Below are 22,129 nucleotides of genomic sequence, written 5' to 3'. Positions count from 1 at the left end.
GGGCGGGGCGCGTCCTGCCGGTCCCCACAGACGGGGACCGGCAGTCCGGGTCAGACCGCGCAGGCAGAACGGGTCGGACCGCGGAGGCAGAACGGGTCGGACCGCGCAGGCGGTGTGGGTCAGCCTGCGGAGGCCGTGATCGTTTGGCCGTTGCGGACGGGCAGGAGGGCGACCGTGTAGCGGACCCCGTCGATCGTCTTCTGGATGCCCGGCACCCGGTGACCGGCCACCGTCAGCTTGCGGTGCCCCGCCGGGAAGCGGGCCTCCCAGAACGTGAGCTTGCCGGTCCGGTTGGTGAAGGTGGTCGAGGTCTGGCCGTCGTGGCGCACGTCGATCGTGCCGTCGCCGACCGGGATCGCGTCCACCCGCAGCCACGGGATGTCCCCGGGCAGGCGCGACTGGGTGGCGACCGTGCGCCGGGGAGCGTCGGGCGTCACGCCCATCAGGCCCTCGACGGTCTGGCTGACCAGGGTGAAGGGGACCTCCGGGTAGTCGCCGTTGAGGCCCTGGCGGTTGCTGACGTGACGGGTCTCGCGCTGGTCGTAGACGTGCTGCATCCACTTCCACGCGGTGTCGTTGCGGTTGTGGCGGAAGAAGGTGTCGGGCAGGTAGGTGACCGCCTCGATGTTCGTCGGCCGGTCGGGCCCGGCCGCCTGGGCGTCGACGAAGTCGAGGTAGGCGTCGTTGCGCGGGCCGGCGTCGATGATGCCCTTCATCGGCATGAACCAGCTGTTCTCCTTGCCGAAGCCGGTCAGCGGCGCGCCGTCGATGGTGTACGCGCGCACGAACTCGTCGGTGCCCGGCTTCACGCTCCACGTCTGGTTGAAGTAGCGCTTGAGGTCGTGGGCCCGCTGCCCGGTCTGCATCGACAGGGGCAGTTCGCGCTTGTCCAGGGCCATGTCGGCCAGCGCGAGATAGGCCTGGTACTGGGCGCCGATGCCGTCGCCGGCCTCGGCCAGCGGCTCGCGGCTGACCTCGTTGTAGCTGGCCACGCCCTGGAAGATGCCTCTGCCGGTGCCCTCGGCGACGCCGTTCGGCTTGGCGCCGTCGTGCTGCTGGATGAAGCCGGTGGTGGCGTTGCGGTAGTAGTTCCAGAAGACCGGGTCGTCGAGGTAGGCGCGGTCGCCGGTCCAGCGGAAGGCCTGGTTGGCCTTCTCGACCAGTTCGAACGTGGCCGGGACCTCGCGCACGAAGTTCGTCGGCGACTTGTAGTCGATGGTGTGCCAGGTCTTGGCGTCGAAGTTGATCGCCCACACCGGATAGAACTTGTGCTCCGGCGTGGCGCTCTCGGCGAAGGAGCGCAGCATGTTCTTGTTCTCGGCGTCGAAGCCGAGGATGTGCGCGCCGGCGAGCTGGTGGGCGAAGTCGCGCGAGTAGTAGGCGGTGCGGTGCGCGTAACCGCCCCAATAGGTCGGGGTGTACGGGGCTTCGCCCGGGTCGACCGGGTTGGTGGCCCCGATGTTGATGGGCCCGACGGCGCCGTCCTGGTGGACCCAACTGGCCGCCTTGGCCTTCGCCCAGTCGAACATCGCGACGACCTTGGGGTTGCCGGAGCTGACCTGGGGGTCGGCGGGGGCGGCCGGAGAGATCATGAGGTCGTCGGCGTTGACCCAGCCGGAGCCGGAGCCGAACGCGATCTCCAGGGTGTCGCCGGCGTTCAGGCTGAGGCGGGACAGGGTGTAGCGGCTGTAGATGTTGCGGGCCGGCAGCGTGACGGTCGCCGCCGCCGCGCCGTTGATCTTCGCGGAGAACGTGCCGCCCGCGCCGCCGGTGGCGATCCAGGCGGAGACCGAGTAGCGGCCGGCGGCCGGGACGGTGATCGACTGGCTGACGCTCTTGCCGGGACCGGCGTCGAGGTAGATGAGCCTGGAGCCGCCGTGGGGGTTGTTGGTGGCGACGCCGGAGCCGGCGGTGAACGTCCAGCCCTCGGCGCCCTTCTCGAAGCCGGGGTTGACGACGACCAGCGGCGCGGCCTGGGCGGAGGCGGCTTCGGCGGGGGTGACGAGGGCGGCGGCGAGGAGGGCGGAGGTTAACACGACGCGTTTCATGGGGTCTCCCGATGATCGGATGAATCGTGCGGTACTACGGAAGGAAGGACTCGGGGCAGGCGGGGTCAGGCGCGGGGGGCGGCCGTCGAGCCGCGTACGACCAGCTCGGGGTTGAACAGCAGCTCGCCCGTGGGCACCTCGCGCCCGCTGACCAGCGCGACCACTCCCCGGGCGACCTCCTTGGCCAGGCGGTCCACGGGCTGGCGGACGGTGGTCAGCGGCGGGTCGGCGAACTCCATGATCATGGAGCCGTCGTGCCCGACCACCGACAGGTCGGCGGGCACCGACAGGCCCTCGCGGCGGGCGCCGCGGATCACGCCGAGCGCCATGTAGTCGCTGGCCGCGACGATCGCGGTCACGCCCTGCTTGAGCAGGCTCAGCGCGGCCGACTGCCCGCCTTCGATGGTGTAGTGCTGGCGGACGATCCGGCTCCCGGTCTCGCTCGCGCCGCGCCTGGCCATGGCCGCGCGGAAGCCCTCGACCCGCCGGTCGGCCGGCTGGTTGCCGACCGGTCCCGAGGCGATGCCGATGGCGCGGTGCCCGAGCGCCCACAGGTGGTCCACGGCCAGCTCCGCCGAGCGGAAGTCGTCGGTGGAGTAGACGGGCGCGTCGTGGCCCTCGAAGCCGCCGTTGACGCCGACGAACGGGATGCGCCGCGCCGCGAGCACGTTGAAGGTCTCGGGGTCGGCGCCCTCGACGGTGTTGCTGGCCGACAGGAACACCACCGCCGCCACGCCGTGGTCGGCCAGCGACGTGACGAACTCGCGCTCCTGTATGCCGCCGGGCAGCGCGGGGCAGAGCACCCCCTTGAGCCCGTGCGGGGCCAGCGCCGCCTCGATCAGCTCGCTGGCCTCGGAGAAGAACGGGTTCGACAGCCACGGCGTGATCACCGCGACGATCTGGCCGCGGGTGGAGCGCTCGTAGCCGAGCTCGTTCATGGCGCGCTCGACGGCCTCGCGCGTCTTGGCGGCGACCCCGGAGCGCCGGTTGATGACCCGGCTGACCGTGGCCTCGCTCACGCCCGCGCGGGCGGCCAGCTCGGTGATGCCGATCTTCACGGGGCCCCCTCCAGAGTCGCCAGCCCGGAGGGCGGCAAGGACAGAACGCTCAGGCCCGGTTCCAGCCGCCGCCGCGTCCGCTCGATGATACGGCCGGCGGCGTCGTGGACCACGGTGGCGAACACCCCTCCCGGCCCGGCGACCTCGACGACCAGGCGCGGCGCCGCCGTACCGTTGACCAAGGTGATCTTACGGTGCCTGGCGGTGTCCAGGACCGCCACCCGCTCGGCCGTGACGGTGACGACGCAGGCGTCGCCGCGCTCGGCCCGCACGACGGGGTAGAGCTCGTCCGGGCGGCCGGGCTCGACCTCGCCGTCGAGCAGCAGCGGCCGCAGCCGCCGCCACTGCGCGAGCCAGAAGCGCAGCATCTCGCGCTGCTCTCCGCCGAGTCCGGCCAGCCGCGCGGAGATCTGCGGTACGGCGTGCAGCGCCCCGATCAGTTGCCTGGCGGCGCTCGCGGGCGGCGCGGCCGGGTCCCACATGAGCATGTCGGAGTGGACGGCCCCGCGCACCGCCAGCAGCCCGACGTCGATCGTGCGCACCCGGTTGGCCACGGCGTCGGCCGGGCAGTCGTCGGCCCGCAGCATGTTCCCGAAGGCCGCCATGCCCGGCCCCACGTACGGCTGGCGCAGCTCGATCAGCGCCTGCGGCCCCAGCTCCGCCCGGATCTCGGTCAGCAGGAGCCGCATGGCCTCGCCCACGTCGGCGACGTCGCCGTGGGTGGGCCTGCCGGCGTAGACCATGGCGTCGTCCAGGAAGTCGATCTTCAGCCCGTCGAGTCCGTAGTCGCGCACCAGCCGGGCGCAGGTGTCCACGACGTGCCGGCGGACCTCGGGGCGGCGGGGGTCGAGCACCCGGGCGCCGGGCGGGCCGCCGGAGGCAGGGGCGTGCTGGGCCAGCGCGTCGAAGCAGTCGGCCTCGGCGCCGAGCAGCAGCGGCGCGACCCAGAGCAGGTATTTGAGGCCGAGCGCCTGGACACGAGCGACATGACCCGCGAGATCCGGAAATTTCGTGGTATCCGGTTGCCAGTCTCCTACGCCGGGATAGCCGCGGCCGTTGCCCTTCTCCTGCCAGCCGTCGTCCACGATGATCACGCCGCAGCCCAGGTCCGCCGCCAGCCGGGCCTCCTGCTCGACGGCCGCCGCCTCGACCGCCTGGCTGAAGCCGTACCAGGTGGAGTAGACGGGCTCGCGGGCCGCGGCGGGCACCGGCGCGAGCCCGCGCCCCAGCTCGCCGCGGAGCAGCCGCATGGCCACCGCGACGCTCGCCGAGCGCGGCGCCAGGTGCAGCCGGTAGGTCCCGGCCGGAGCCGTCAGGTGTACCACGAACGCCTTGTTCTCCTCCGAGACCCCGAACCGCATCGAACATTCGGGCACCGGGTCGGCGGCGGCGAAGGCCAGCATCGTCCGGCCGGAACTGTCGTAGAGGCACCCGGCGGCGGCCCCCTTGACCAGCGAGACCTCGGCCCGCCCCGCCCAGTCGGCGACGATCGTCCGGCTCCAGCGGCAGTCGGGATGCCAGAAACCCACCGCGTCACCCAGCGCCACCGACAACCGGATCTCCAGCTCCCGCTCGGAGTGGATCTCCAGCACCGCGGCGCCGCCGGGCAGCCGCACCAGCTCCCAGCGCGCGGCGGCGGGCAGCACCGCCAGCCGTACGTCGTCGAGCAGGTGCGCGGTGGGCACGGGCGCCAGCCCGGCCGTCGTGACGCTCACTCTTTCACAGCTCCAGCGAGAAGTCCGGACACGAAGTGTCGTTGCAGCAACAGGAACAGCACGGCCATCGGGAGGGCGGCCACGGCCGTGCCGGCGAGGATCTGGCCGTAGTCGGTCTCCGTGGCGCCCTGCAGGGAGGCGATGGCCAGCGGGATGGTGTAGGCGTCCTTGGTCCGCAGCGCGATGAGCGGCCAGACGAAGTCGTTCCACTGGTAGAGGAACAGGTAGATGCCCAGGGCGGCCAGGGCCGGGCGCATCGGGGGCAGGACGACGCGGGTGAACAGCCGCAGCTCGCCGCAGCCGTCGGCGCGACCGGCCGCGAGCAGCTCGTCCGGGAGGGCGGACATGCTCTGGCGCATCAGGAAGATCCCGAACGGCAGCGCCAGGTTCGGCAGGACGATGGCCTGGTAGGTGTTGAGCCAGTCGAGCGCCAGCATCATCTTGAACAACGGCACCAGCGTCACCTGGCCGGGGATCACCAGGCCGAGCATGAGCAGGCCGAACAGCAGCTCCCTGCCCTTGAAGGAGTACTTGGCGAAGCCGTACCCGGCCAGCGTGCAGACCGCGCCGGACAGGAGCGTGTAGATCAGCGAGATCAGCAGGGAGTTGAGCACGGTCCTGCTGAAGCCGATGCCCTGTTCGAGGTTGGCGAGGTTGTCCAGGAGGTGGCCGCCGGGCAGCAGCGGGGGCGGGCTGCCGAAGATGTCGCCGCTGGTGTGCGTGCTGCCGACGATCAGCCAGTAGAACGGCACCAGGACGACGGTGACGGTGATGAGCAGCGTCGAGGTCAGCATCACCTTTTTCATGATTTGTCACCCAGGAACTTGAACTGCACGATGCCGAGGATCGCGATGATGACCGCCAGCGCGTACGCGATGGCCGAGGCGTAGCCGAAGTCGAAGTAGCGGAAGCCGTTCATGTAGAGGTACATGCCGAGCGTCAGGGTGGCGTTGTCGGGGCCGCCGCCGGTCAGCACGTACGGCTCGTCGAAGAGCTGCAGCGTGCCGATCGTCGACATGACCACGGTGAGGAGCAGCACCGGCCGCAGTCCCGGCAGCGTCACGTGCCAGAACCGGCGCCAGGCGCCCGCGCCGTCGACCGAGGCCGCGTCGTAGTGATCCTGGGGCAGCGCCTGCAGCCTGGCCAGGTAGATGACCGCGTTGTAGCCGGTGTAGTGCCAGGTCAGCGCGAGCCCCACGGCGATGCGCGCCCACAGCGTGTCGGTGAGCCAGGGGATCGCCGGCACGCCGAACAGCCCGAGGAACCAGTTGACCAGCCCGCCCTGCGGGTTGAGCAGGACCCCGAACAGGATCCCGTACGCCACCAGCCCGGTCACCATCGGCAGGAAGAAGCCCAGCCGGAGAAACGCCTTCAGCTTCAGCAGCGGCGAGTTGAACGCCACCGCCAGCGCGATCGCGATCGCCAGCATCAGCGGCACCTGCACGACCATGATGAGCGCCGTGTTGCGCAGCGCGGTCCAGAAGACCGGGTCGCCGAGCAGGCGCTCGTAGTTGGCGGTGCCGGCGAACGTCTGCAGCGCCCCGTCGGTCCTGAACAGGCTCAGCCAGAACGACCAGGCGATCGGGTAGAGCTTGAAGATCGCGAACAGCGCCACGGCGGGCAGCACGAACAGGTACGGCGCCAGCCGCATCGGCGACCGGAAGGCGCTCGCCGTCACCGCAGCACCTTGCGGCCGGTCTGCCCGGCGATCAGGTCGGCCGCCTCCTTGAGCACCGCGGCCGGGTCGGCGCCCTTGAGCAGCACCCGCGTCTGCGCGTCGGTGACGGCCTTGAGCGCGCGCGGATAGTCGGCGGAGTAGTTGGTGACGTAGGAGGGCTGCTTGAGCGACTCGAAGAAGATCTCGCCCTTCTTCTGGCCGCTGAAGAACGGCGACGCCTCGTGGAAGATCGGGTCGTCGTAGGCGGACATGAGCGCGGGCGCGATGCCCTTGCCCTTGTAGATCGCGACCTGGCTCTCCGGGCGGGTCAGGACGAACTCGGCGAAGGCGTACGCGGCCTCGCGGTGCTTGCTGGTGCCGGTGACGGCCAGGTGGGTGGAGTTGACGATGGCCGAGGTCTTGCCGCCCTGGGTGACGGCGGGCGGGAGCCGTACCTTCCACTTGCCCTTCTCGGCCGGGACGGTCTCCTCGATGATGCCGCCGAACCAGGTGGGCATCGGCTGGACGGCGACGCTGCCCTTCTTGATCGAGCCGATCATCGCCTCCCAGCCGCCGCCGTAGTCGGCGACCAGGCCGGCGTCGTTGAGCTTCTTGATGATGGTCAGCGCGGTGACCCCGGCGGGCGAGTCGAGGGTGACGTTGCCCTGCATGTCGAAGTAGAAGGCGTCCTGGAGTTGCATGAGCGCCTGGAAGAGGTTCGCGGAGTCGGCCTGGGTGGCGGCCTTGTCGATGCCGAGGAGCTGGGCGCCGGTCTTCTGCTTGAGGGTGCTGCCGGCCTCGATCAGCTCGTCCCAGGTGGCGATGGCCTCGACGTCGACGCCCGCCTTCTCGAACAGGTCGGCGCGGTAGTAGAAGCCCGCGGAGTTGGCCTCCCAGGGCAGGGCGTAGACCTTGCCGCCGCGGCTGACGGTCTCCCACATGCCCTGGGCGAAGCTGCCTTTGTGCTTGTCGGCGCCGAGGGGGACGAGGTCGGCGAGGCCGTCCGGAAATTTCTCGATATAGGCGGGCAGGTAGTCGACGCCGATGTGGAGCACGTCGCCCAGCCCCTGACCGCCCGCGGCCAGCCCGGTCGTGATCTTGTCCCAGATGGCCGGGTTGCCGATGTCCTGGACGTCGACCTTGATGCCGGGGAACTGCCTGGTGAACGCCGGGACCAGCTCCTTCATCATCGCCGCCGGCCCCTGCCAGCTCCACACGGTGATCTCGCCGGTGGCGGCGGTGCCGGTGGGACCCACCTTGGCCGGTTGGGCGCTCCCCCCTCCCCCGCAGGCGCTGAGAAGGGTGCCCCCGGCGGCCAGGGCGCTGAGCTGGAGGAAACGGCGACGGTCCATGGGCGGTCTCTCCTGTGGGGGGTTCGCGAGGATTGTCCGGGACGTTACCGGGGTGTTTCCGCGCTTGCAATCCTTCAATGAAAACTTTCGTGATTCTGTGACGACTACGCAGCAAGCCCGGCGTGGCGTACAGTCGCACCGTGGATCCGGTCCAGCTCTTCCACGAGGTGGCGGACAGCGTCCCCGCCTATCGCTCCTTCCTCGCCGCCCACGGCGCCGGCCCCGGCACGCCGTTCCACGACCTCCCGCTGACCACCAAGGACACCTACACGCGCCGCTACCCCCTGCCCGACCTGTGCAGGGGCGGCGAGATCGGCGACATGATCGCCGTCTCCTCCGGCTCGACCGGCGAGCCGTCCTTCTGGCCGCGCTCGGCCGCCGACGAGCGGGTGATCGCCGAGCGCTTCGAGGAGGTCTTCGACGTCTTCCAGACCCGCTCCCGCCGTACGCTCGCCGTCGTCTGCTTCGCGCTCGGCACCTGGGTGGGCGGCCTGTTCACGCTCAACTGCGTGCGCCACCTGGCCGAACGCGGCCACCGGCTCACCGCGATCGCGCCCGGCAGCGACAAACGCGAGATCCTGCGGGTCATCCCGCCGCTGGCGCCCTACTTCGACCAGATCGTCCTGCTCGGGTACCCGCCGTTCCTGAAGGACGTGATCGACGCCGGGTCCGGCTGGGCGGCGTACGACCTCAAGCTCGTCACGGCCGGGGAGGTCTTCAGCGAGGAGTGGCGCGCGCTGGTGTGCGAGCGCGCCGGCATCGCCGACCCCGTCAGATCCACCGCCGCCCTGTACGGCACCGCCGACGCGGGCGTCCTCGGCAACGAGACCCCGCTGTCCATCGAACTGCGCCGGTTCCTGTCGGCCCGTCCCGACCTGGCCAGGCGCCTGTTCGGGGAGTCCAGGCTGCCCACGCTGGTCCAGTACGACCCGGGGGTTCGCCACTTCGAGGAGCACGACGGGACGCTGGTGTTCACCGGCGACAACGGGATCCCGCTGATCCGCTACCACATCGCCGACGAGGGTGGCCTGATCCCGTACTCCGGCATGCTCGCCTTCGCCGCCGAGCACGGCCTCAAGCCCTCCGCGCCCGGCCCCGAGCACCCGTTCGCGTACGTGTTCGGCCGCGCCCACTTCACCGTGTCGTACTACGGCGCCAACATCTACGTGGAGAACATCGCCGTCGGCCTGGAACAGCCGGAGATCGCCGGGTCGGTCACCGGCAAGTTCGTGATGGAGGTCGTCGAGGACGGCTCCCGCGACCGCCACCTGACCATCACCATCGAACTGTCCCCCGGCACCGCCCCCACCCCGTCGCTGGCGGAGGCGGCCGGCGCGTCGATCCTGAGCCAGCTACGCCGCCTGAACAGCGAGTTCACCGCCTACGTCCCCACCGCCCACCAGGCCCCCTTCATCCGCCTGCGCGAAAGCGCCGACCCCGACTACTTCCCACCCGGCACCAAACACCGCTACACCCGCCCATCCACCTAACCCGCCCCCGGCAAGAACCCCCCGCGCACCCGGGAGGACACGGCCTCCCCCGCACGAAACACGCTCACGCGGAGACCACGCTCGTTAGCGCCGGAACCACGAGCACCACCACGCCCGGAGCCCGGCGCAACGCGCACAGAGGCCGGCCCCTCGGCCCGTGGCGGCCAAGCAACCCAGGTGGATACGCGGCGCTTTGGGGAAGAGCCCCGGGTGAGCCAAAGGGAAGAGCCCCAGGGTGGGCCAACGAAGGGAAGAGCCCCGCGTGGGCCGAAGGGGGAAGAGCCCCGCGTGGGCAAAAGGGGGAGGGGACAAGACGAGGCAGGGGCAGGCGAGAGCGTGTGGAGGGCAGGAGGGGTGGGTGGAAGGTGGATGGGTGGGGAAGGTTGGTGACATGGTGTCAGCTTGACGCCTGCCCGGCGCTTTGTGACACTGTGTCGTGAAACACCAGTCCAGTACGAGGTGAGCCGTGACGTCGTTCTCCGAGATCCTGAAGACCGCCACCTGGGCCGACCACGAGTCGGCCGAGGACGAGAGCTACCTCAAGGAGCTCATGGGCGGCCGCCTGAACGCGGAGGAGTACGGCGAGATGGTCGCCCAGCACTACTTCGCCTACCTGGCCCTCGACGGCGTCTCCAAGGCCCTGGCCGGGCACCCGGTCGCCGGCCGCTTCGTCTTCCCCGAGCTCTACCGCCAGGAAGCCCTGGAACGCGACCTCCACACCGTCTACGGCCCCGCCTGGCGCGACCGCGTCGAACCCTCCAAGGCCACCCGCACCCTCGTGGCCAGGATCCACCAGGTCGCCGACTGGCCCTGCGGCTACGTCGCCCACCACTACACCAGGTACATGGGCGACCTGTCCGGCGGCCAGTTCATCCGCATGGAGCTGCAGAAGATCTACGGCTACTCCAAGGGCGGCGGCGTCGACTTCTACGTCTTCGACCAGGTCGGCAGCCTGCCCCGGTTCAAGAACGAGTACCGGTCCCGCCTGGACGCCCTCGACCTCGACGAGCGCGAGCAGCGCCGGGTGATCCGCGAGGTCAAACTGGCCTACCAGCTCAACACCGAAGTCCTGGCCGAACTCCTTCACACGGTCAAGGCAGCGGCTTAGGCGGCGCCGTACGCCTAACATGTGGTTATGCCCCGGATCAGCGCCGCGACCATCGGCGAGCACCGCGCCCAGACGCAGGATCGCATCCTGCAGGCCGTCTCGCGCCTGTCGCGGGTGCAGGGGATCGACGCCATCTCGATGACGGACGTGGCCGGCGAGGCGGGCATCACCCGCACGGTGCTCTACAACTACTACCCGGACAAGGCGGCGCTGCTGCTGGCCTTCACCGAGCGGGTCACCCAGTACTTCCTGGACAGCTACGAGCGTGACCTGCCCGAGGACGCCTCGCCCGCCGACCGGCTGCGCGCGTTCATACGCCTGCAGCTCGCCGGGCTGCTCGCGCACCCGCACCCCGGCGCCGCCGACCTGAGCGCCACCCTCGGCCCCGACGCCTACCAGCAACTGGCCGAGCACGTGGCGCCGATGCAGCGGGTGCTGGTCGGCATCCTGGAGAGCGGCGCGTTCCAGGTCACGGACGTGGAGGCGACCGCGCGCATGATCCTCGCGGTGATCGGCGCGGAGCGGGTCCCCCTGATCAGCGGCGCGCTGACGGTGGAGGAGGCGGAGAAGCTGGTGTCCGGCTTCGTCCTGCGCGCGCTGGGGCACGGCTGACGGAAAGGGCACCCGGATAAGCGTTGTCAGAGGCCGGTGACAAGATTGCCGCATGGACAACGGCCACATCACTCTTAAATCCGCACAGGGGCGGTGGATCCTCGCGGCGACCGTGCTGGGCTCCGGGCTTGCCATGCTTGACAGCACCGTGGTCAACGTCGCGCTGCCGCGCCTTGGCGAGGAGTTGAAGGCCGGCATGGCCGGGCTCCAATGGACGATCAACGCCTACACCCTCACGCTGGCCGGTCTGATCCTGCTCGGCGGCTCGCTCGGCGACCGCTACGGCAGGCGCAAGGTCTTCATCATCGGCACCGTCTGGTTCGCCGTCGCCTCCGCGCTGTGCGGGGCGGCGCAGAACATCGAGATGCTCGTCGCCGCCCGAGCCCTCCAGGGCGTCGGCGGCGCGCTGCTCACCCCGGGCTCCCTGGCGATCATCCAGGCGTCGTTCGTGCGCGGCGAGCGCCCGCGCGCGGTCGGCGCCTGGTCGGGGCTCGGCGGCGTCGCCAGCGCGCTCGGCCCGCTGCTCGGCGGCTGGCTGGTGCAGTCGGCCGGCTGGCGGTGGGCGTTCCTCATCAACCTGCCGTTCGCGGCGCTCGTGGTCTGGGTGACGCTCAGGCACGTGCCCGAGACCCGCGACGAGCAGGCCGCGGGCCGCTTCGACGTGCTCGGCGCGGTGCTCGCCGCGCTCGCGCTGGCCGCCATCACCTACGGCCTCATCGAGACGGGCATGCCGCTCGTGCTCGTCACCGGACTCATGCTGGGCGCCGCGTTCGTCTGGGTGCAGGTACGGCGTTCGCCCGACGCTCTCGTCCCGGTCGGCATCTTCCGCAACCACGTGTTCACCGCGATCAACGTGGTCACGTTCATCATGTACGCGGCCATGGGCGTCGTCTTCTTCCTCCTGGTCGTGCAGCTCCAGGTGGTGTCCGGGTTCGGCCCGATCGCGGCGGGCTCGGCCATGCTGCCCTCGACGATCCTCATGCTGCTGCTGTCGGCACGGGCGGGCGAGCTGGCCAAACGGATCGGGCCGCGCTGGCCGATCACGATCGGCGTCCTGCTGGCCGGGGTGTCGTTCGTCTGGATGGGCACGATCGGCGAGGGCACCTCGTACTGGCTGCACGTCATCCCGTCGGTGACGCTCTTCGGCCTGGGCCTGTCCGCGGCGGTCGCGCCGCTCACCTCGACCGTGCTGGCCAGCGCCGACGAGCGTTATGCCGGTACGGCCAGCGGCGTCAACAACGCGGTCGCCAGGACCGGCAGCCTGTTCGCGGTGGCCGCCATCCCGCCCCTGGTCGGGCTGGTGGGCGACGCCTTCAAGAAGCCCGCGGTGTTCGACGCGGGCTTCGAGATGGCGATGACGATCAGCACGGTGATGATGGCGGTGGCCGCGCTGATCACCGTGTTCACGATCAGGGAGAACGTGCTCGCCCCCACCGGGGAGGAGGACCCCGTTCAGTCCTGATCCGGTTGCTCCAGGTGGGCGAGGAGGCCGGCGGCGGCCTCGGCCAGGTCGGCCAGGTCCAGGGCGGTGAAGGCGGCGACCGCCGCGCGGGCGCGGATCGCCGCCTCCTCGTGGCGGTCGAGCGCGAGCAGCATCCTGGCCTCGTCGTAGTCGAGCGCCGCCAGCTCGAACGCCGCCTGCTCACCGTCGAGCGCCCGCAGGAACTCCCTGACCGGCGCCACCCCGTCCAGCGCGTCCTTGGCCCGGTCGGCCCAGTACAGCGCGGACAACTGCTTGCGCATCGCGGTCCCGGCCTCGTGGCGGGCGCCGGCGTCCACGTAGTTCTGGACGGCCTGGGCCAGAGCGCCCGCCGACTCCTCGTCCCGGTCGAGCTCGCCCAGCAGCATGCCGGCGGCCTCCCAGGCGCGGGCGGCGCGGATCGGCTCCCGGTAGCGCCCGGCCAGCTCGGTGAAGTCGGCCAGGGCCGCGTCCTGCTCGCCGAGCAGGCGGCGGGCGTGGGCCCTGGTCCACTGGGCGTTGACGCGGTTGTCGTAGTCGCCGGGCTCCAGGAGTCCGAGCGCCTCCTCCGCGGCGATGGCGGCCTCGACCACCCGGTCCGTGGACAGGTAGGCGGCGGCCAGATCCACCCTGGCCAGGGCGGCGTTGGCGGTGTCGCCCAGCGCGGTGAACAGCGCCACGGCCTCGATCAGATCCTCCGCCGCGTCCTCGGGCCGGTCGACGGCGACCAGCACCTCACCCCGCACCGCATGGGCCACGGCCCGCTGCTCCGGCTCCCGGCTGAGGGCGGCAGCCTCGGCATAGGCACCCAGCAGCTCCTCCAGCGAGCCAGGCTCCTCCGCCTGGCCGTCCACCGAACCGGACAGTCCCTCCGACGAGCCGGACTCCTCTGGCAGGCCGTCCTGGGCGGGGCCGGGGTCGGGGTCCTGGTGGGTGGTGGCCAGGTGGCGCAGGATCTCGCCGTGGATCAGGGCGGCGGTGGCCAGCAGGGCGTGGTCGCCCTCCGCCCGCAGGGCCGCGCGGGCGGCGCGCATGGTGTGGGCGGCCACGGCGGGCTCTTCCTCCCGGGCGCGCATGAACAGCTCCGCCCCCGCCGAGGTGCCGCGCTCCGCCCCGGCCGCCGCACCGGAGGCGCCGACGGACGACCCCGCCGGACGGGAAGCGCCGGCGGACGACCCCGCCGCACCGGGACCGGTGGCAGCCGGCGTCGTGGCGACGGAACCGGCGGCGATCGGCCTCGTGGCCTCGGAGTCGGCGGCGGTCGGGGAAAGGGTGGGCGTGGCCGTACCGGGGAGGGTGACGCGGCGTGCGTGGGGCACCAGCGGCAGGTGGTCGACCAGCGGCGGCGCCGCCAGCGTGGCCTCGACCCGTGCGCTCTGCTCCCCCGTCCCGTTGCGGGCGTCGAAGGCGGCGGCCAGTTCGCGCGCCCGCCCCGTCACCTCGGCCCGCAGCGCGGCGACGGACGTCTCGGTGGCGCCCGCGACCACAACCAGGTCGCCGTGACCGAGTTCCTCCAGGCGGCGCAGCAGCAGCCCGGCCGCGGCCAGGAAGCTCATCAGCGTGTGTGGCGAGGCCCGCTCCTCCAGGCGTGGCAGCTCGCGCTGGAGGATCTCCAGCCCGCGGTTCTCGTTGCCGGTGCGGGCCAGGAACTCCAGGTGCAGGTCCAGGTTGCCGGTGTAGTGGGGAAGGGCCTGGATCAGCCGGTACGCCCTGAGGTGGGCCTGGGCGGCCTCGGAAAGCCGGCCGGTCCTGACGTAGGGCAGCAGGAGGCAGCTCAGGATGCTCTGCGGCTGGTTCTCGCAGGTCAGGTGCCCGGCCACGACGGGCGCGGCGAGCGCGACCGCCTCCTCGTCGCGCCCGAGCCGGGCCAGATGCATGATCTTGCCGTCGGGGTCGCAGCCCTCGCAGTCGGACATCTCGTCGCGCGGCGTGGTGGTCCAGTGGTGGAAGTGCTCCTCGGCGGCGGCCCGGTCGCCGACGTGCCCGGCGACCATGCAGCGCTGCGCGTGGACGGCGTGCAGGCCGACGCCCGCCTCGCGGTAGCGGCGCTCCATCTCGGCCAGCGCGTCGTGCGCGCGCGCGAGCGGCACCTGCGGGAAGTCGCGCATGGAGTCGACGATCCACTTGTACTGCCACAGCAGCGTGTGGGTCTGCCAGCCGTCGAACAGCTCGGGGTCGGCGTCGAAGTCGGCCACGCAGCGGGAGAAGGTGGCGAACGACTTGGCCGGTTCCGACCCGAACTGGTACGCCTCGGTGAGCTCCATCCGCACCGCGAGGATCTGCTCGCGGTCGCCGCCCGCCTCGGCGTGGCGCAGCGCCTGCTCCAGCAGCAGGGTCCTGGCCTCGCCGTAGGGCAGGTCGGAGGCTTCGTCGATGAGGTCGTCGATGTCGATCACGAGGTGGCCCAATCAAGGAGTCCGAGGAAGGAGCGGTTGAGCGCGGCGCTGTCGGCGGGGCGCAGCGGGTGGTGGCCGTGCAGGAGCGCCATGCCGTAGAGGGCCTCGACGGCGGTGCCGGCCAGGTTCATGTCGCTGAGCGAGAGCACCTTGCGCACGAGCGGGTTGCGGTGGTTGAGCACGAGGCGGGGCCGGTCGGCGGCCAGCGAGCGCTCCATGGCGCCGAGCACGTCGGCCCACAGCTCGTCGGCGCCGTCCTTGGCCTCGCGGAGCTGGGCGTGGTGCTCGGCGGCGCGGCTGGTCAGGTAGAGGGCCGACAGCGAGGCGGGGTCGAAGTCGCGCAGCACGACCTCGCAGCCGAGCGGGTCGAGGGCGCGGGCGGCGGCGTTGAGGAAGGGCCGGGCGGCCAGTTCGGCGGCGGGGTCCACGGGGGCGAGGTGGGTGGCCAGCTCGGCCGGGTCGAGCGGTTCGAGCCTGGCCTCGGGGTCGATGCGGGACAGGCCGCGCAGGATGTCGCCGTCGTAGACGTAGCCGCCGTTGAGCAGGCCGACACCCTGGGCGCCGGAGACTCCGGCGAGCTGGCGGAACTCGTCGACGCTCGCGGTGTAGCGGCCGTGCGGGTGCAGGGCGCGGAACTGGGCGAGGGTCATGGGGCCGGAGCTGGTCTCGTACTCGAGCCACCGGTCGACCAGGCGGAGCATGTCGTCGTCGTGCAGGGCCAGGGCCTTGACGCCGAGGTGGTGCAGGCGCAGGAAGGCGCGCAGGCCGTCGGGGTCGGTCTCGGCCAGCCGTACGAGCCAGGCGCGAAGTTGCGCGCCGAGCTCCTCGCGCACGTGCTCCAGCAGGTCGTCCTCGTAGAGCGCCTCGCGGGAGGCGGTGGGGCGCAGCTCACCGGCGTCGACGACGCAGCGGGCGAAGAAGGCCCAGCCGGGCAACAGCCCCTCGGCGTGCTCGGTGAGGAGCATGCGCTTGAGGTAGACGCGGTGGGCGCCCTTGACGGCGGGGTTGGCCTGGTTCGGCAGGATGAACGCGGCGCCGGTCAGCCCGGCTTCGGGGACGTTGAGGTCGAGCACGTCGAAGGGGGTGAAGCCGAACAGCTCGCGCCCGTAGGCGAGCAGGGCGGCGCGGCGGTCCGCCGGGGTGTCGTGGCTCGCCTGCCAGGGCGGGCCGTCGACGGTGGTGCGGCGGCCGTTGACGGTGACCTCGATCGGCAGCAGCGAGCCGTAGAGGGTGGCCAGCTCGGTGACGGTGCGCTCGGTGACCCAGTCGGCGGCGTCGGCGCGCACGGCCAGGGTGACGGTGGTGCCGGGCTCGGCGCGCTCACTCCCGGCCGGTTCGACGCTGTAGCGGCCGTCGGAGCGCCCGGTCCACACGACCGTGGGCGCGCCGGTGACCGACCTGGTCTCGACCCGGATCTCGTCGGCGACGAGGAAGCCGGACAGCAGGCCGATGCCGAACTGGCCGAGGAACTCGTGGCGGGCGAAGCCGAGCTCGTCCCGCTTGGAGGAGCGGCCGATGGTGGCCAGCAGGAGGTGCACCTCATCCTCGGTGAGCCCGATTCCGCTGTCACTGACCTCGATCCGGCCGTCGGCGACCTCGATCGTGACCGCCGCGGGGGCGTCCTGGTCGCCGGTACGGCGGGCCGTGATGGCGTCGGCGGCGTTCTGCAGCAGCTCGCGCACGTAGACACGCGGGCTGGAGTACAGGTGCCGGCTCAGGAGGTCGACGACACCGCGCAGGTCGACTTGAAAGGCGTTCTCCACGCCGAGTCACCCTAGTTCCCCAAGCTGACATAAGCCGAATTATTAGCTTGTGAAGCGCTGAGTACGGACACTGTTATCGAAGTTGGACAGCAGGAGCTCCGGCTCGCCCACCGTCTTGATGTCCGGCAGCCGCGTGAACAGCTCGCGGAACATCGAGCGCATCTCCTGCCTGGCCAGGTTGGCGCCGAGGCAGAAGTGCGGGCCCGGCCCGCCGAAGCCCACGTGCGGCTTGGTGTCGCGGGTGATGTCGAAGGCGTCGGGGTCGGGGAAGACGCTCTCGTCGCGGTTGGCGGAGCCGTAGAAGAGCACGACCTTGTCGCCCTTCTTCAGGTGCAGGCCGCGCAGCTCGTAGTCCTCGGTCACCGTGCGGCGGAACTGGATGATCGGCGAGACGTGCCTGACCATCTCCTCGATCGCGCCGCCGATGTGGGCGTCGAAGTCGCCGAGCAGCAGTTGGCGCTGGGCGGGGTGGTCGGTGAGGAGCTTGATGCCGTGGGCCATCGTGTTGCGCGCGGTCTCGTTGCCGGCGACCAGCAGCAGCGCGAAGAACGAGCCGAGCTCCTTGTCGGTCAGCCGCTCGCCGTCGGGGTTGGCGTTGACCAGCAGCGAGACGAGGTCGCCCGCGGGCTCGCGCTGGCGCTCGTGGCCGAGCTTGATGACCAGGCGCTGCAGGGCGAGCAGGGCCAGCATGTTCTGCCCGGCGAGCGCGACGCTGCGCAGCAGGCTCGGGCGCACGCCGGTGTAGGCCGTGGAGACGTCCACGTGCTCATGGACCTTCGCCCGGTACTCCGGGGGGATGCCCATCATGTCGCAGATGACGTGGATGGGCAGGCGGGCCGCCACCTGCGCGACGAAGTCGCCGGGGCCCTGGGCCTCGACGTCGTCGACGATGCGCGCGCAGGCCGCCTCGATGTCGCTCTGCAGGTTCTGCAGCATGCGGGGGCTGAAGGAGCGCGTGACGATACGGCGCAGCCTGGCGTGCCGGGGGTCGTCCATGTTGACCATGGACTCGCCGAACACGTGCTTGACCCAGCCGGGCGGCTCCGGGTTCGTGACCGCGGGCTCGCTGGAGAACACCTTGGCGTTGCGGCTGGCCTCCACGACGTCGGCGTGGCGCACCAGGGCGTAGAAGCCGGCGCCGGAGCGCAGGAAGGGGACCTTCTTCTCCGGGAAGAACACCGGCCGGTCGAGCTGGCGGAGCCGGGCGAAGGCTTCGTGCCGTTCTTTCAGGGGTCTGCGCCAGAAATCCAGATCCGCGAGGTCGATGCTCACCCGTCTATCGTGGCACGTTCCCGCCGTGTTCATGCCGGGTTCGGCCGGTGCGGACATGACTGAGACATGAACGCTTTGCTGGCCGCCTGCCTGGTCGTGCCCCTGCTCTCCCCCGCCTCGGCGGGCGCCGCCGCCGGGTGTGGCGGGCGGCTCGCCGACTTCGACGACGACGGCCGCGCCGACCTGGCGGTGGCGGCGCCGTACACCGGCGCACGGGCCGGGTCCGTGAGCGTCCTGTACGGCTCCGGCCGCAAGGCGACGCTGCGCCAGGACGACCCGGAGACCGGCGACTCGTTCGGCTCCGCGCTGGCCGTGGGCGACTTCGACGGCGACCGCTGCGCCGACCTCGCGGTGGGTGTTTCGGAGGAGTTCGCCGGCAAGGCCAGGCCGGGCGCCGACGGCGACGGGGTGGTGCAGGTCTTCCGCGGCGGCCCCGACGGGCTGGTCGCGTGGCGGCGGCTGGCCCTGGGCAAGCCGCGTGGCGACAGGTACGGCGCGGCGCTGGCCGCCGGGGACCTCGACGGCGACGGGGACGACGAGCTGGCCGTGGGCGCTCCCGGCCTGGGTGCGGGCGGCGGCGTGGTCGTGCACTTCCTGAAGAAGCGAGGGCCCTATCAAATCACCCAGCAGTCGCGGTGGGTGGGCCAGCAGGGGCGCGTCACCGACCAGTGGGGCGCGGCGCTCACGACCGGCGACTTCGACGGCGACGGCCGCGCGGAGCTCGTCGTGGGCGCGCCCGCCGACAGCGTGACCACCGACGGGCAGGGCTCGGCCACGGTCATCGACACGGTACGCCGGCACGCGACCCAGATCACCCAGGACAGCCCCGGCATCAAGGGCTCCTCGGAGAAGTGGGACGCCTTCGGCGCGTCGCTGACCACCGGCGACTTCAACGCCGACGGCCGCGCCGACCTGGCGATCGGCGCGCCCGGCGAGGGCCTGAGCGCCAACCAGCGCGCCATGGACTACGGCGACGGCATGGTCCACGTCGTCTACGGCTCGCGCTCGGGGCTGCGGACCACGCGCAGCGAGGCGTGGACGCAGCGGGTGCTGAACGGCGAGCCCCGCTACTACGACCGCTTCGGAGCGTCGCTGGCGGCGGGCGACTTCAACGGCGACGGCGACGCGGAACTGGCCATCGGCGTGCCGGGCGAGCGCGCGGTCCAGGTGCTGGCCGGGACCCGCTCGGGCGGCCTGACCCGGCACGGCGACCTGCTCATCAAGGGCAAGGGCCGCGACTTCGGCGCCTCGATGACGGCACTGGCCTCGACCCCGCGCTACCGGCTGCTGGGCCGTTCGCGGCCGGTGTACGGCCTGGTGGTGGCGGCCCCCGGCGACGGCGTCCTCACCCTGCTGCCCGGCGCCCGCCGGCCCGGCGCCTTCCCGGGGCTGCGCGCGAGCAAGGCCACCAAGCTCGCCACCGGCTCCGGCCTGTTCGGCTACGCCTTCAGCTGACCGTCAGCCCCCGACCGTCTCCACGTCGCGCGATGGTGATCGGAGTCACGGCATGGCCTTGTAGACGGCCTCGACCAGGGCCCTGACCCGGAAGTCGCCGCCTTCGAGCAGTTCCGAGCCCCGGTTGGGCACGTAGCCGAAGCCCAGCGCGCGCCCGGGGTCGGCGAAGGCGAAGGAGCCGGTGGCGCCGCTGCCGCCGAACAGGCCCGTGAGGTTGTCCGGCGCCGGCCAGAAGGGCACGCCGGGCGTCAGGAAGCCGAGTCCCCAGGCGGTGCGGACCTTGAGCAGTTCGTCGAGGCCGTCGGAGTGCGGGGCCACTGCTGGGTGACGCTGCCGTAGAAGGCGCGGCGGGTCAGGGTGTCCGGATCGCCCAGCGCCTGGACGAAGTCCGCCAGCTCCGGCACCTCCATGCCGAGCCGCACGGCCTGCTCGTCGGGCAGGACCATCGTGGCCATCCTCGGCAGTGCCTCGTCCGGCACGCGGACGTAGCAGTCGAGGCCGAGCGGGCCGGTGATCTCCGCTTCGAGGAACGCGCTGAGCGTCGTCCCGCTCACGCGGCGGACGATCTCGCCGGCCAGGTGGCCGATGGTGACGCCGTGGTAGCCGTGGCGGGTGCCGGGTGGCCATTCCGGGACGGCGGCGGCGAGGGTCTCGGTGATCGGGGTCCAGTCGCGCAGGTCCTCCCAGGTGACGGGGGCGCGTGTGCATGCTGGGCAGCCCGGCGCGGTGGGCGAGCAGGGTGCGGACGGTGATCTCACCCTTGCCGTTCTGGGCGAACTCGGGCCAGTAGCGCGCGACCCGGTGCGTCCAGGTCCACCTCTCCGCGTTCGACCAGCCGCAGCAGCGCGCCCGAGGCGAACGTCTTGCAGGTGGAGGCGATGGCGGCGATCGTGTCCCGGTCCCAGGGGCGGTGGGTGGCGGGGTCGGCCGCACCGCCCCACAGGTCGGCGACGGGGCGGCCGTGCCGGTAGACGGCCAGCCCCGCGCCCACCTCCCCGTGGTCGGTGAAGTTGCGCTCGAACGCCTCGCGGACCGCCTCGAAGCCGGGTTCCACGGTGCCGTGGACATGGGTCATGGCCGGATCCTCCGTTCTCTACCGACCGGTCGGTCGATGGAACGACAGTATCGACCGACCGGTCGGACGGCAACCGCGAGGGTGCCGGGAGACCGGCCTCCTCAGGTCGCCTTCGTGGGAACCGTGACGCGGTGGGTGGTCTTGGCGGGGGCGCCCTTGCGGGAGATGTACTCCAGCGTGCGGAACTCGGCCGACAACTCGGCGGCGTTCAGGCGGGCCATGATGTAGCCGCGCCGCTGGTCGATGTAGGAGATGTGCGGGTTCTCCGCCAGGCCCTCCTCGATCCACACCTTGTCGCGGTAGCCGTCGCCGTCGCTGGCGATCGAGGAGGTGACCAGCTCCGGGGCGATGACCGGGCTGTCGGGGTCGTCGAAGTCCAGCTTGAGCGAGGCGGAGTGGTGCATGTGGGCGTCGCCGGTCAGCACGACCGGGTTGGAGGTGGTGGACATGAGCTCCAGCAGGCGAGCGCGCTCGGCGGCGTAGCCGTCCCAGGCGTCGAGGTTGACCTCGCGGCCGGGGCCGCGCTTGTAGTCGCGCTGCATCATCAGGATCTGCTGGCCGAGCAGGTTCCACTGGGTGGTGGAGGCGCGCAGGCCGTCCGACAGCCAGCGCCACTGGTCGCCGCCCAGCAGCGTGCGCCGCTCGGACAGGCGCTCGTCGCAGCCGGCCCGCACGCCGTCCAGGCAGGCCTGGTCGTCGCGGAACTGGCGGGTGTCGAGCAGGTGGAAGCGGGCCAGCGTGCCCCAGGACACGCGGCGGTTGACCCGCAGGACGGCGCCCTGAAGGCTGGCGCGGCGCAGCGGCATGTTCTCGTAGTAGGCGCGGAACGCGCTGGCGCGCCGGTGCGCGAAGGCGGGGGCGCCGGTGCTGGAGACGGGCCCCGCCCAGTTGTTCTCCAGCTCGTGGTCGTCGAAGGAGACCAGCCAGGGCGCGGTGGCGTGGGCGCGCTGCAGGTCGGCGTCGCTCTTGTACTGCGCGTGGCGTAGCCGGTAGTCGGCGAGCGTGGCGCACTTGCCCGGCGTGTGCGTGCGCACCCGGCCGGCCAGGGCGCTGTAGCCGGAGGGGCCGTACTCGTAGAGGTAGTCGCCCAGGAAGAGCACCAGGTCGGGCTCCTGCTCGGCCAGGCGGCGGTAGGCGGTGTAGAAGCCGTGCTCGTAGTGCGCGCAGGCGGCCACGGCGAAGGCGAGCGGCTGGGTGGAGCCGGTCGGCGCGGTCCTGGTGCGGCCGACCGGAGAGAGGCGGCCTTCGGCGCGGAAGCGGTAGAAGTACTCCCGGCCCGGCTCCAGGCCGTCGAGTTCCACGTGGACGCTGTGGGCGTCCTTCCAGCGGGCCTCTGCCGTACCGGATCGGACGATCTTGCCGAAGCGCTCGTCGGCCGCCAGTTGCCACTGGACCTCGATGTCGCGGGAGGGCATGGCGCCGCGCCCGTTGGCGCCGAGCGGGTCGAGCGCGAGGCGGGTCCAGAGCACGAAGCCGCCGGCGGAGGGGTCGCCCGAGGCGACGCCGAGGGTGAAGGGGTCGCGGGCGAGGGTCCGGGAGGAGGAGGTGGCGGGGGCGGGGAGCACGAAGGTGGCGGCTGCCGCTGCGAGGAAGGATCTGCGGTCCACGATTCCAGATATGTCCGGCTCCGCTGACCCGGCCGTGACACTGGAGTCAAGGGCAGATGAAC

17 protein-coding genes and 1 pseudogene are annotated in these 22,129 nt (G+C 71.7%); 5 read left to right on the top strand and 13 right to left on the bottom strand.

Going from position 1 to position 22,129, the window contains the following annotated elements:
- Positions 1 to 119: 119 nt before the first annotated feature.
- The 6 genes from ACIBEJ_RS01595 to ACIBEJ_RS01570 all read right to left on the bottom strand — a co-directional run bounded on the left by ACIBEJ_RS01595 (position 120) and on the right by ACIBEJ_RS01570 (position 7,830).
- Positions 120 to 2,048, bottom strand: a complete 1,929-nt coding sequence (locus tag ACIBEJ_RS01595; RefSeq protein WP_397180619.1) for a CBM35 domain-containing protein — start codon at positions 2,046 to 2,048, stop codon at positions 120 to 122.
- Positions 2,049 to 2,113: 65 nt separating this feature from the next.
- The gene (locus ACIBEJ_RS01590) at positions 2,114 to 3,106 is read right to left on the bottom strand and encodes a LacI family DNA-binding transcriptional regulator (protein ID WP_397180618.1); all 993 of its coding nucleotides are present in this window, start codon (positions 3,104 to 3,106) and stop codon (positions 2,114 to 2,116) included.
- Positions 3,103 to 4,821 (bottom strand): glycoside hydrolase family 36 protein, encoded by a 1,719-nt coding sequence (locus ACIBEJ_RS01585; protein WP_397180617.1) that lies wholly within the window; start codon positions 4,819 to 4,821, stop codon positions 3,103 to 3,105. The genes ACIBEJ_RS01590 and ACIBEJ_RS01585 overlap by 4 nt, the downstream gene beginning before the upstream one ends.
- Entirely contained in the window at positions 4,818 to 5,627 is an 810-nt protein-coding gene (locus ACIBEJ_RS01580; protein WP_397180616.1) for a carbohydrate ABC transporter permease, read from the bottom strand. Before ACIBEJ_RS01580 ends, ACIBEJ_RS01585 begins: the two co-directional genes overlap by 4 nt.
- Positions 5,624 to 6,499, bottom strand: coding sequence for a carbohydrate ABC transporter permease (locus ACIBEJ_RS01575; protein WP_397180615.1), 876 nt, complete (start codon positions 6,497 to 6,499; stop codon positions 5,624 to 5,626). Before ACIBEJ_RS01575 ends, ACIBEJ_RS01580 begins: the two co-directional genes overlap by 4 nt.
- On the bottom strand, positions 6,496 to 7,830 hold the full coding sequence (locus ACIBEJ_RS01570) for an ABC transporter substrate-binding protein (RefSeq protein ID WP_397180614.1): 1,335 nt from the start codon (positions 7,828 to 7,830) through the stop codon (positions 6,496 to 6,498). Before ACIBEJ_RS01570 ends, ACIBEJ_RS01575 begins: the two co-directional genes overlap by 4 nt.
- Positions 7,831 to 7,970: 140 nt before the next feature.
- On the opposite strand from ACIBEJ_RS01570, the gene ACIBEJ_RS01565 reads away from it, so the two are divergent.
- From ACIBEJ_RS01565 to ACIBEJ_RS01550, 4 genes are all read left to right on the top strand, one after another.
- On the top strand, positions 7,971 to 9,320 hold the full coding sequence (locus tag ACIBEJ_RS01565; RefSeq protein ID WP_397180613.1) for a phenylacetate--CoA ligase family protein: 1,350 nt from the start codon (positions 7,971 to 7,973) through the stop codon (positions 9,318 to 9,320).
- A 466-nt stretch (positions 9,321 to 9,786) separates the two neighbouring features.
- The gene (locus ACIBEJ_RS01560) at positions 9,787 to 10,428 is read left to right on the top strand and encodes a heme oxygenase (biliverdin-producing) (RefSeq protein WP_397180612.1); all 642 of its coding nucleotides are present in this window, start codon (positions 9,787 to 9,789) and stop codon (positions 10,426 to 10,428) included.
- A gap of 27 nt (positions 10,429 to 10,455) precedes the next feature.
- Positions 10,456 to 11,040, top strand: coding sequence for a TetR/AcrR family transcriptional regulator (locus tag ACIBEJ_RS01555; protein ID WP_397180611.1), 585 nt, complete (start codon positions 10,456 to 10,458; stop codon positions 11,038 to 11,040).
- 52 nt (positions 11,041 to 11,092) lie between these two features.
- Positions 11,093 to 12,502 (top strand): MFS transporter, encoded by a 1,410-nt coding sequence (locus tag ACIBEJ_RS01550; protein WP_397180610.1) that lies wholly within the window; start codon positions 11,093 to 11,095, stop codon positions 12,500 to 12,502.
- Here ACIBEJ_RS01550 and ACIBEJ_RS01545 read toward each other — a convergent pair.
- From ACIBEJ_RS01545 to ACIBEJ_RS01535, 3 genes are read right to left on the bottom strand one after another with little or no spacing between them, the layout of a single operon-like run.
- Positions 12,493 to 14,895 (bottom strand): hypothetical protein, encoded by a 2,403-nt coding sequence (locus ACIBEJ_RS01545; RefSeq protein ID WP_397180609.1) that lies wholly within the window; start codon positions 14,893 to 14,895, stop codon positions 12,493 to 12,495. The two genes, ACIBEJ_RS01550 and ACIBEJ_RS01545, sit on opposite strands and share 10 nt — an antisense overlap.
- Entirely contained in the window at positions 14,892 to 16,658 is a 1,767-nt protein-coding gene (locus tag ACIBEJ_RS01540) for an HSP90 family protein (protein ID WP_397180608.1), read from the bottom strand. The genes ACIBEJ_RS01545 and ACIBEJ_RS01540 overlap by 4 nt, the downstream gene beginning before the upstream one ends.
- Before the next feature lie 42 nt (positions 16,659 to 16,700).
- Complete coding sequence (locus tag ACIBEJ_RS01535; protein ID WP_397180607.1) at positions 16,701 to 17,930, bottom strand: cytochrome P450; 1,230 nt, start codon at positions 17,928 to 17,930, stop codon at positions 16,701 to 16,703.
- Positions 17,931 to 17,996: 66 nt separating this feature from the next.
- Here ACIBEJ_RS01535 and ACIBEJ_RS01530 point away from each other — a divergent pair, with 66 nt between their 5' ends.
- A complete protein-coding gene (locus ACIBEJ_RS01530; RefSeq protein WP_397180606.1) occupies positions 17,997 to 19,385 on the top strand; it encodes an FG-GAP and VCBS repeat-containing protein in 1,389 nt (462 codons plus the stop codon).
- 45 nt (positions 19,386 to 19,430) lie between these two features.
- Here ACIBEJ_RS01530 and ACIBEJ_RS01525 read toward each other — a convergent pair whose 3' ends face one another.
- The 4 genes and pseudogenes from ACIBEJ_RS01525 to ACIBEJ_RS01510 all read right to left on the bottom strand — a co-directional run bounded on the left by ACIBEJ_RS01525 (position 19,431) and on the right by ACIBEJ_RS01510 (position 22,067).
- Positions 19,431 to 19,703: a hypothetical protein gene (locus ACIBEJ_RS01525; protein WP_397182005.1), complete on the bottom strand. Its 273-nt coding sequence runs from the start codon at positions 19,701 to 19,703 to the stop codon at positions 19,431 to 19,433.
- The gene (locus ACIBEJ_RS01520) at positions 19,634 to 20,143 is read right to left on the bottom strand and encodes a serine hydrolase domain-containing protein (RefSeq protein WP_397180605.1); all 510 of its coding nucleotides are present in this window, start codon (positions 20,141 to 20,143) and stop codon (positions 19,634 to 19,636) included. The genes ACIBEJ_RS01525 and ACIBEJ_RS01520 overlap by 70 nt, the downstream gene beginning before the upstream one ends.
- Positions 20,144 to 20,220: 77 nt before the next feature.
- Positions 20,221 to 20,460 (bottom strand): annotated as a pseudogene (locus tag ACIBEJ_RS01515) (serine hydrolase); the annotation flags it as partial.
- 101 nt (positions 20,461 to 20,561) lie between these two features.
- A complete protein-coding gene (locus tag ACIBEJ_RS01510; protein ID WP_397180604.1) occupies positions 20,562 to 22,067 on the bottom strand; it encodes an alkaline phosphatase D family protein in 1,506 nt (501 codons plus the stop codon).
- Positions 22,068 to 22,129: the final 62 nt, after the last annotated feature.

This window comes from Nonomuraea sp. NPDC050790, from assembly GCF_044456745.1.
In the GTDB taxonomy this organism is placed as follows: Bacteria; Actinomycetota; Actinomycetes; order Streptosporangiales; family Streptosporangiaceae; genus Nonomuraea.
The sequence above is the reverse complement of the archived record's forward strand: the minus strand, read 5'-3'. Positions and strand labels throughout refer to the sequence as shown.

Excerpts from the sequence above, each read along its gene's own strand:
- ACIBEJ_RS01570 (WP_397180614.1), bottom strand. The coding sequence starts at position 7,830 with ATGGACCGTCGCCGTTTCCTCCAGCTCAGCGCCCTGGCCGCCGGGGGC.
- ACIBEJ_RS01555 (WP_397180611.1), top strand. The coding sequence starts at position 10,456 with ATGCCCCGGATCAGCGCCGCGACCATCGGCGAGCACCGCGCCCAGACG.
- ACIBEJ_RS01595 (WP_397180619.1), bottom strand. The coding sequence starts at position 2,048 with ATGAAACGCGTCGTGTTAACCTCCGCCCTCCTCGCCGCCGCCCTCGTC.
- ACIBEJ_RS01530 (WP_397180606.1), top strand. The coding sequence starts at position 17,997 with ATGAACGCTTTGCTGGCCGCCTGCCTGGTCGTGCCCCTGCTCTCCCCC.
- ACIBEJ_RS01580 (WP_397180616.1), bottom strand. The coding sequence starts at position 5,627 with ATGAAAAAGGTGATGCTGACCTCGACGCTGCTCATCACCGTCACCGTC.
- ACIBEJ_RS01550 (WP_397180610.1), top strand. The coding sequence starts at position 11,093 with ATGGACAACGGCCACATCACTCTTAAATCCGCACAGGGGCGGTGGATC.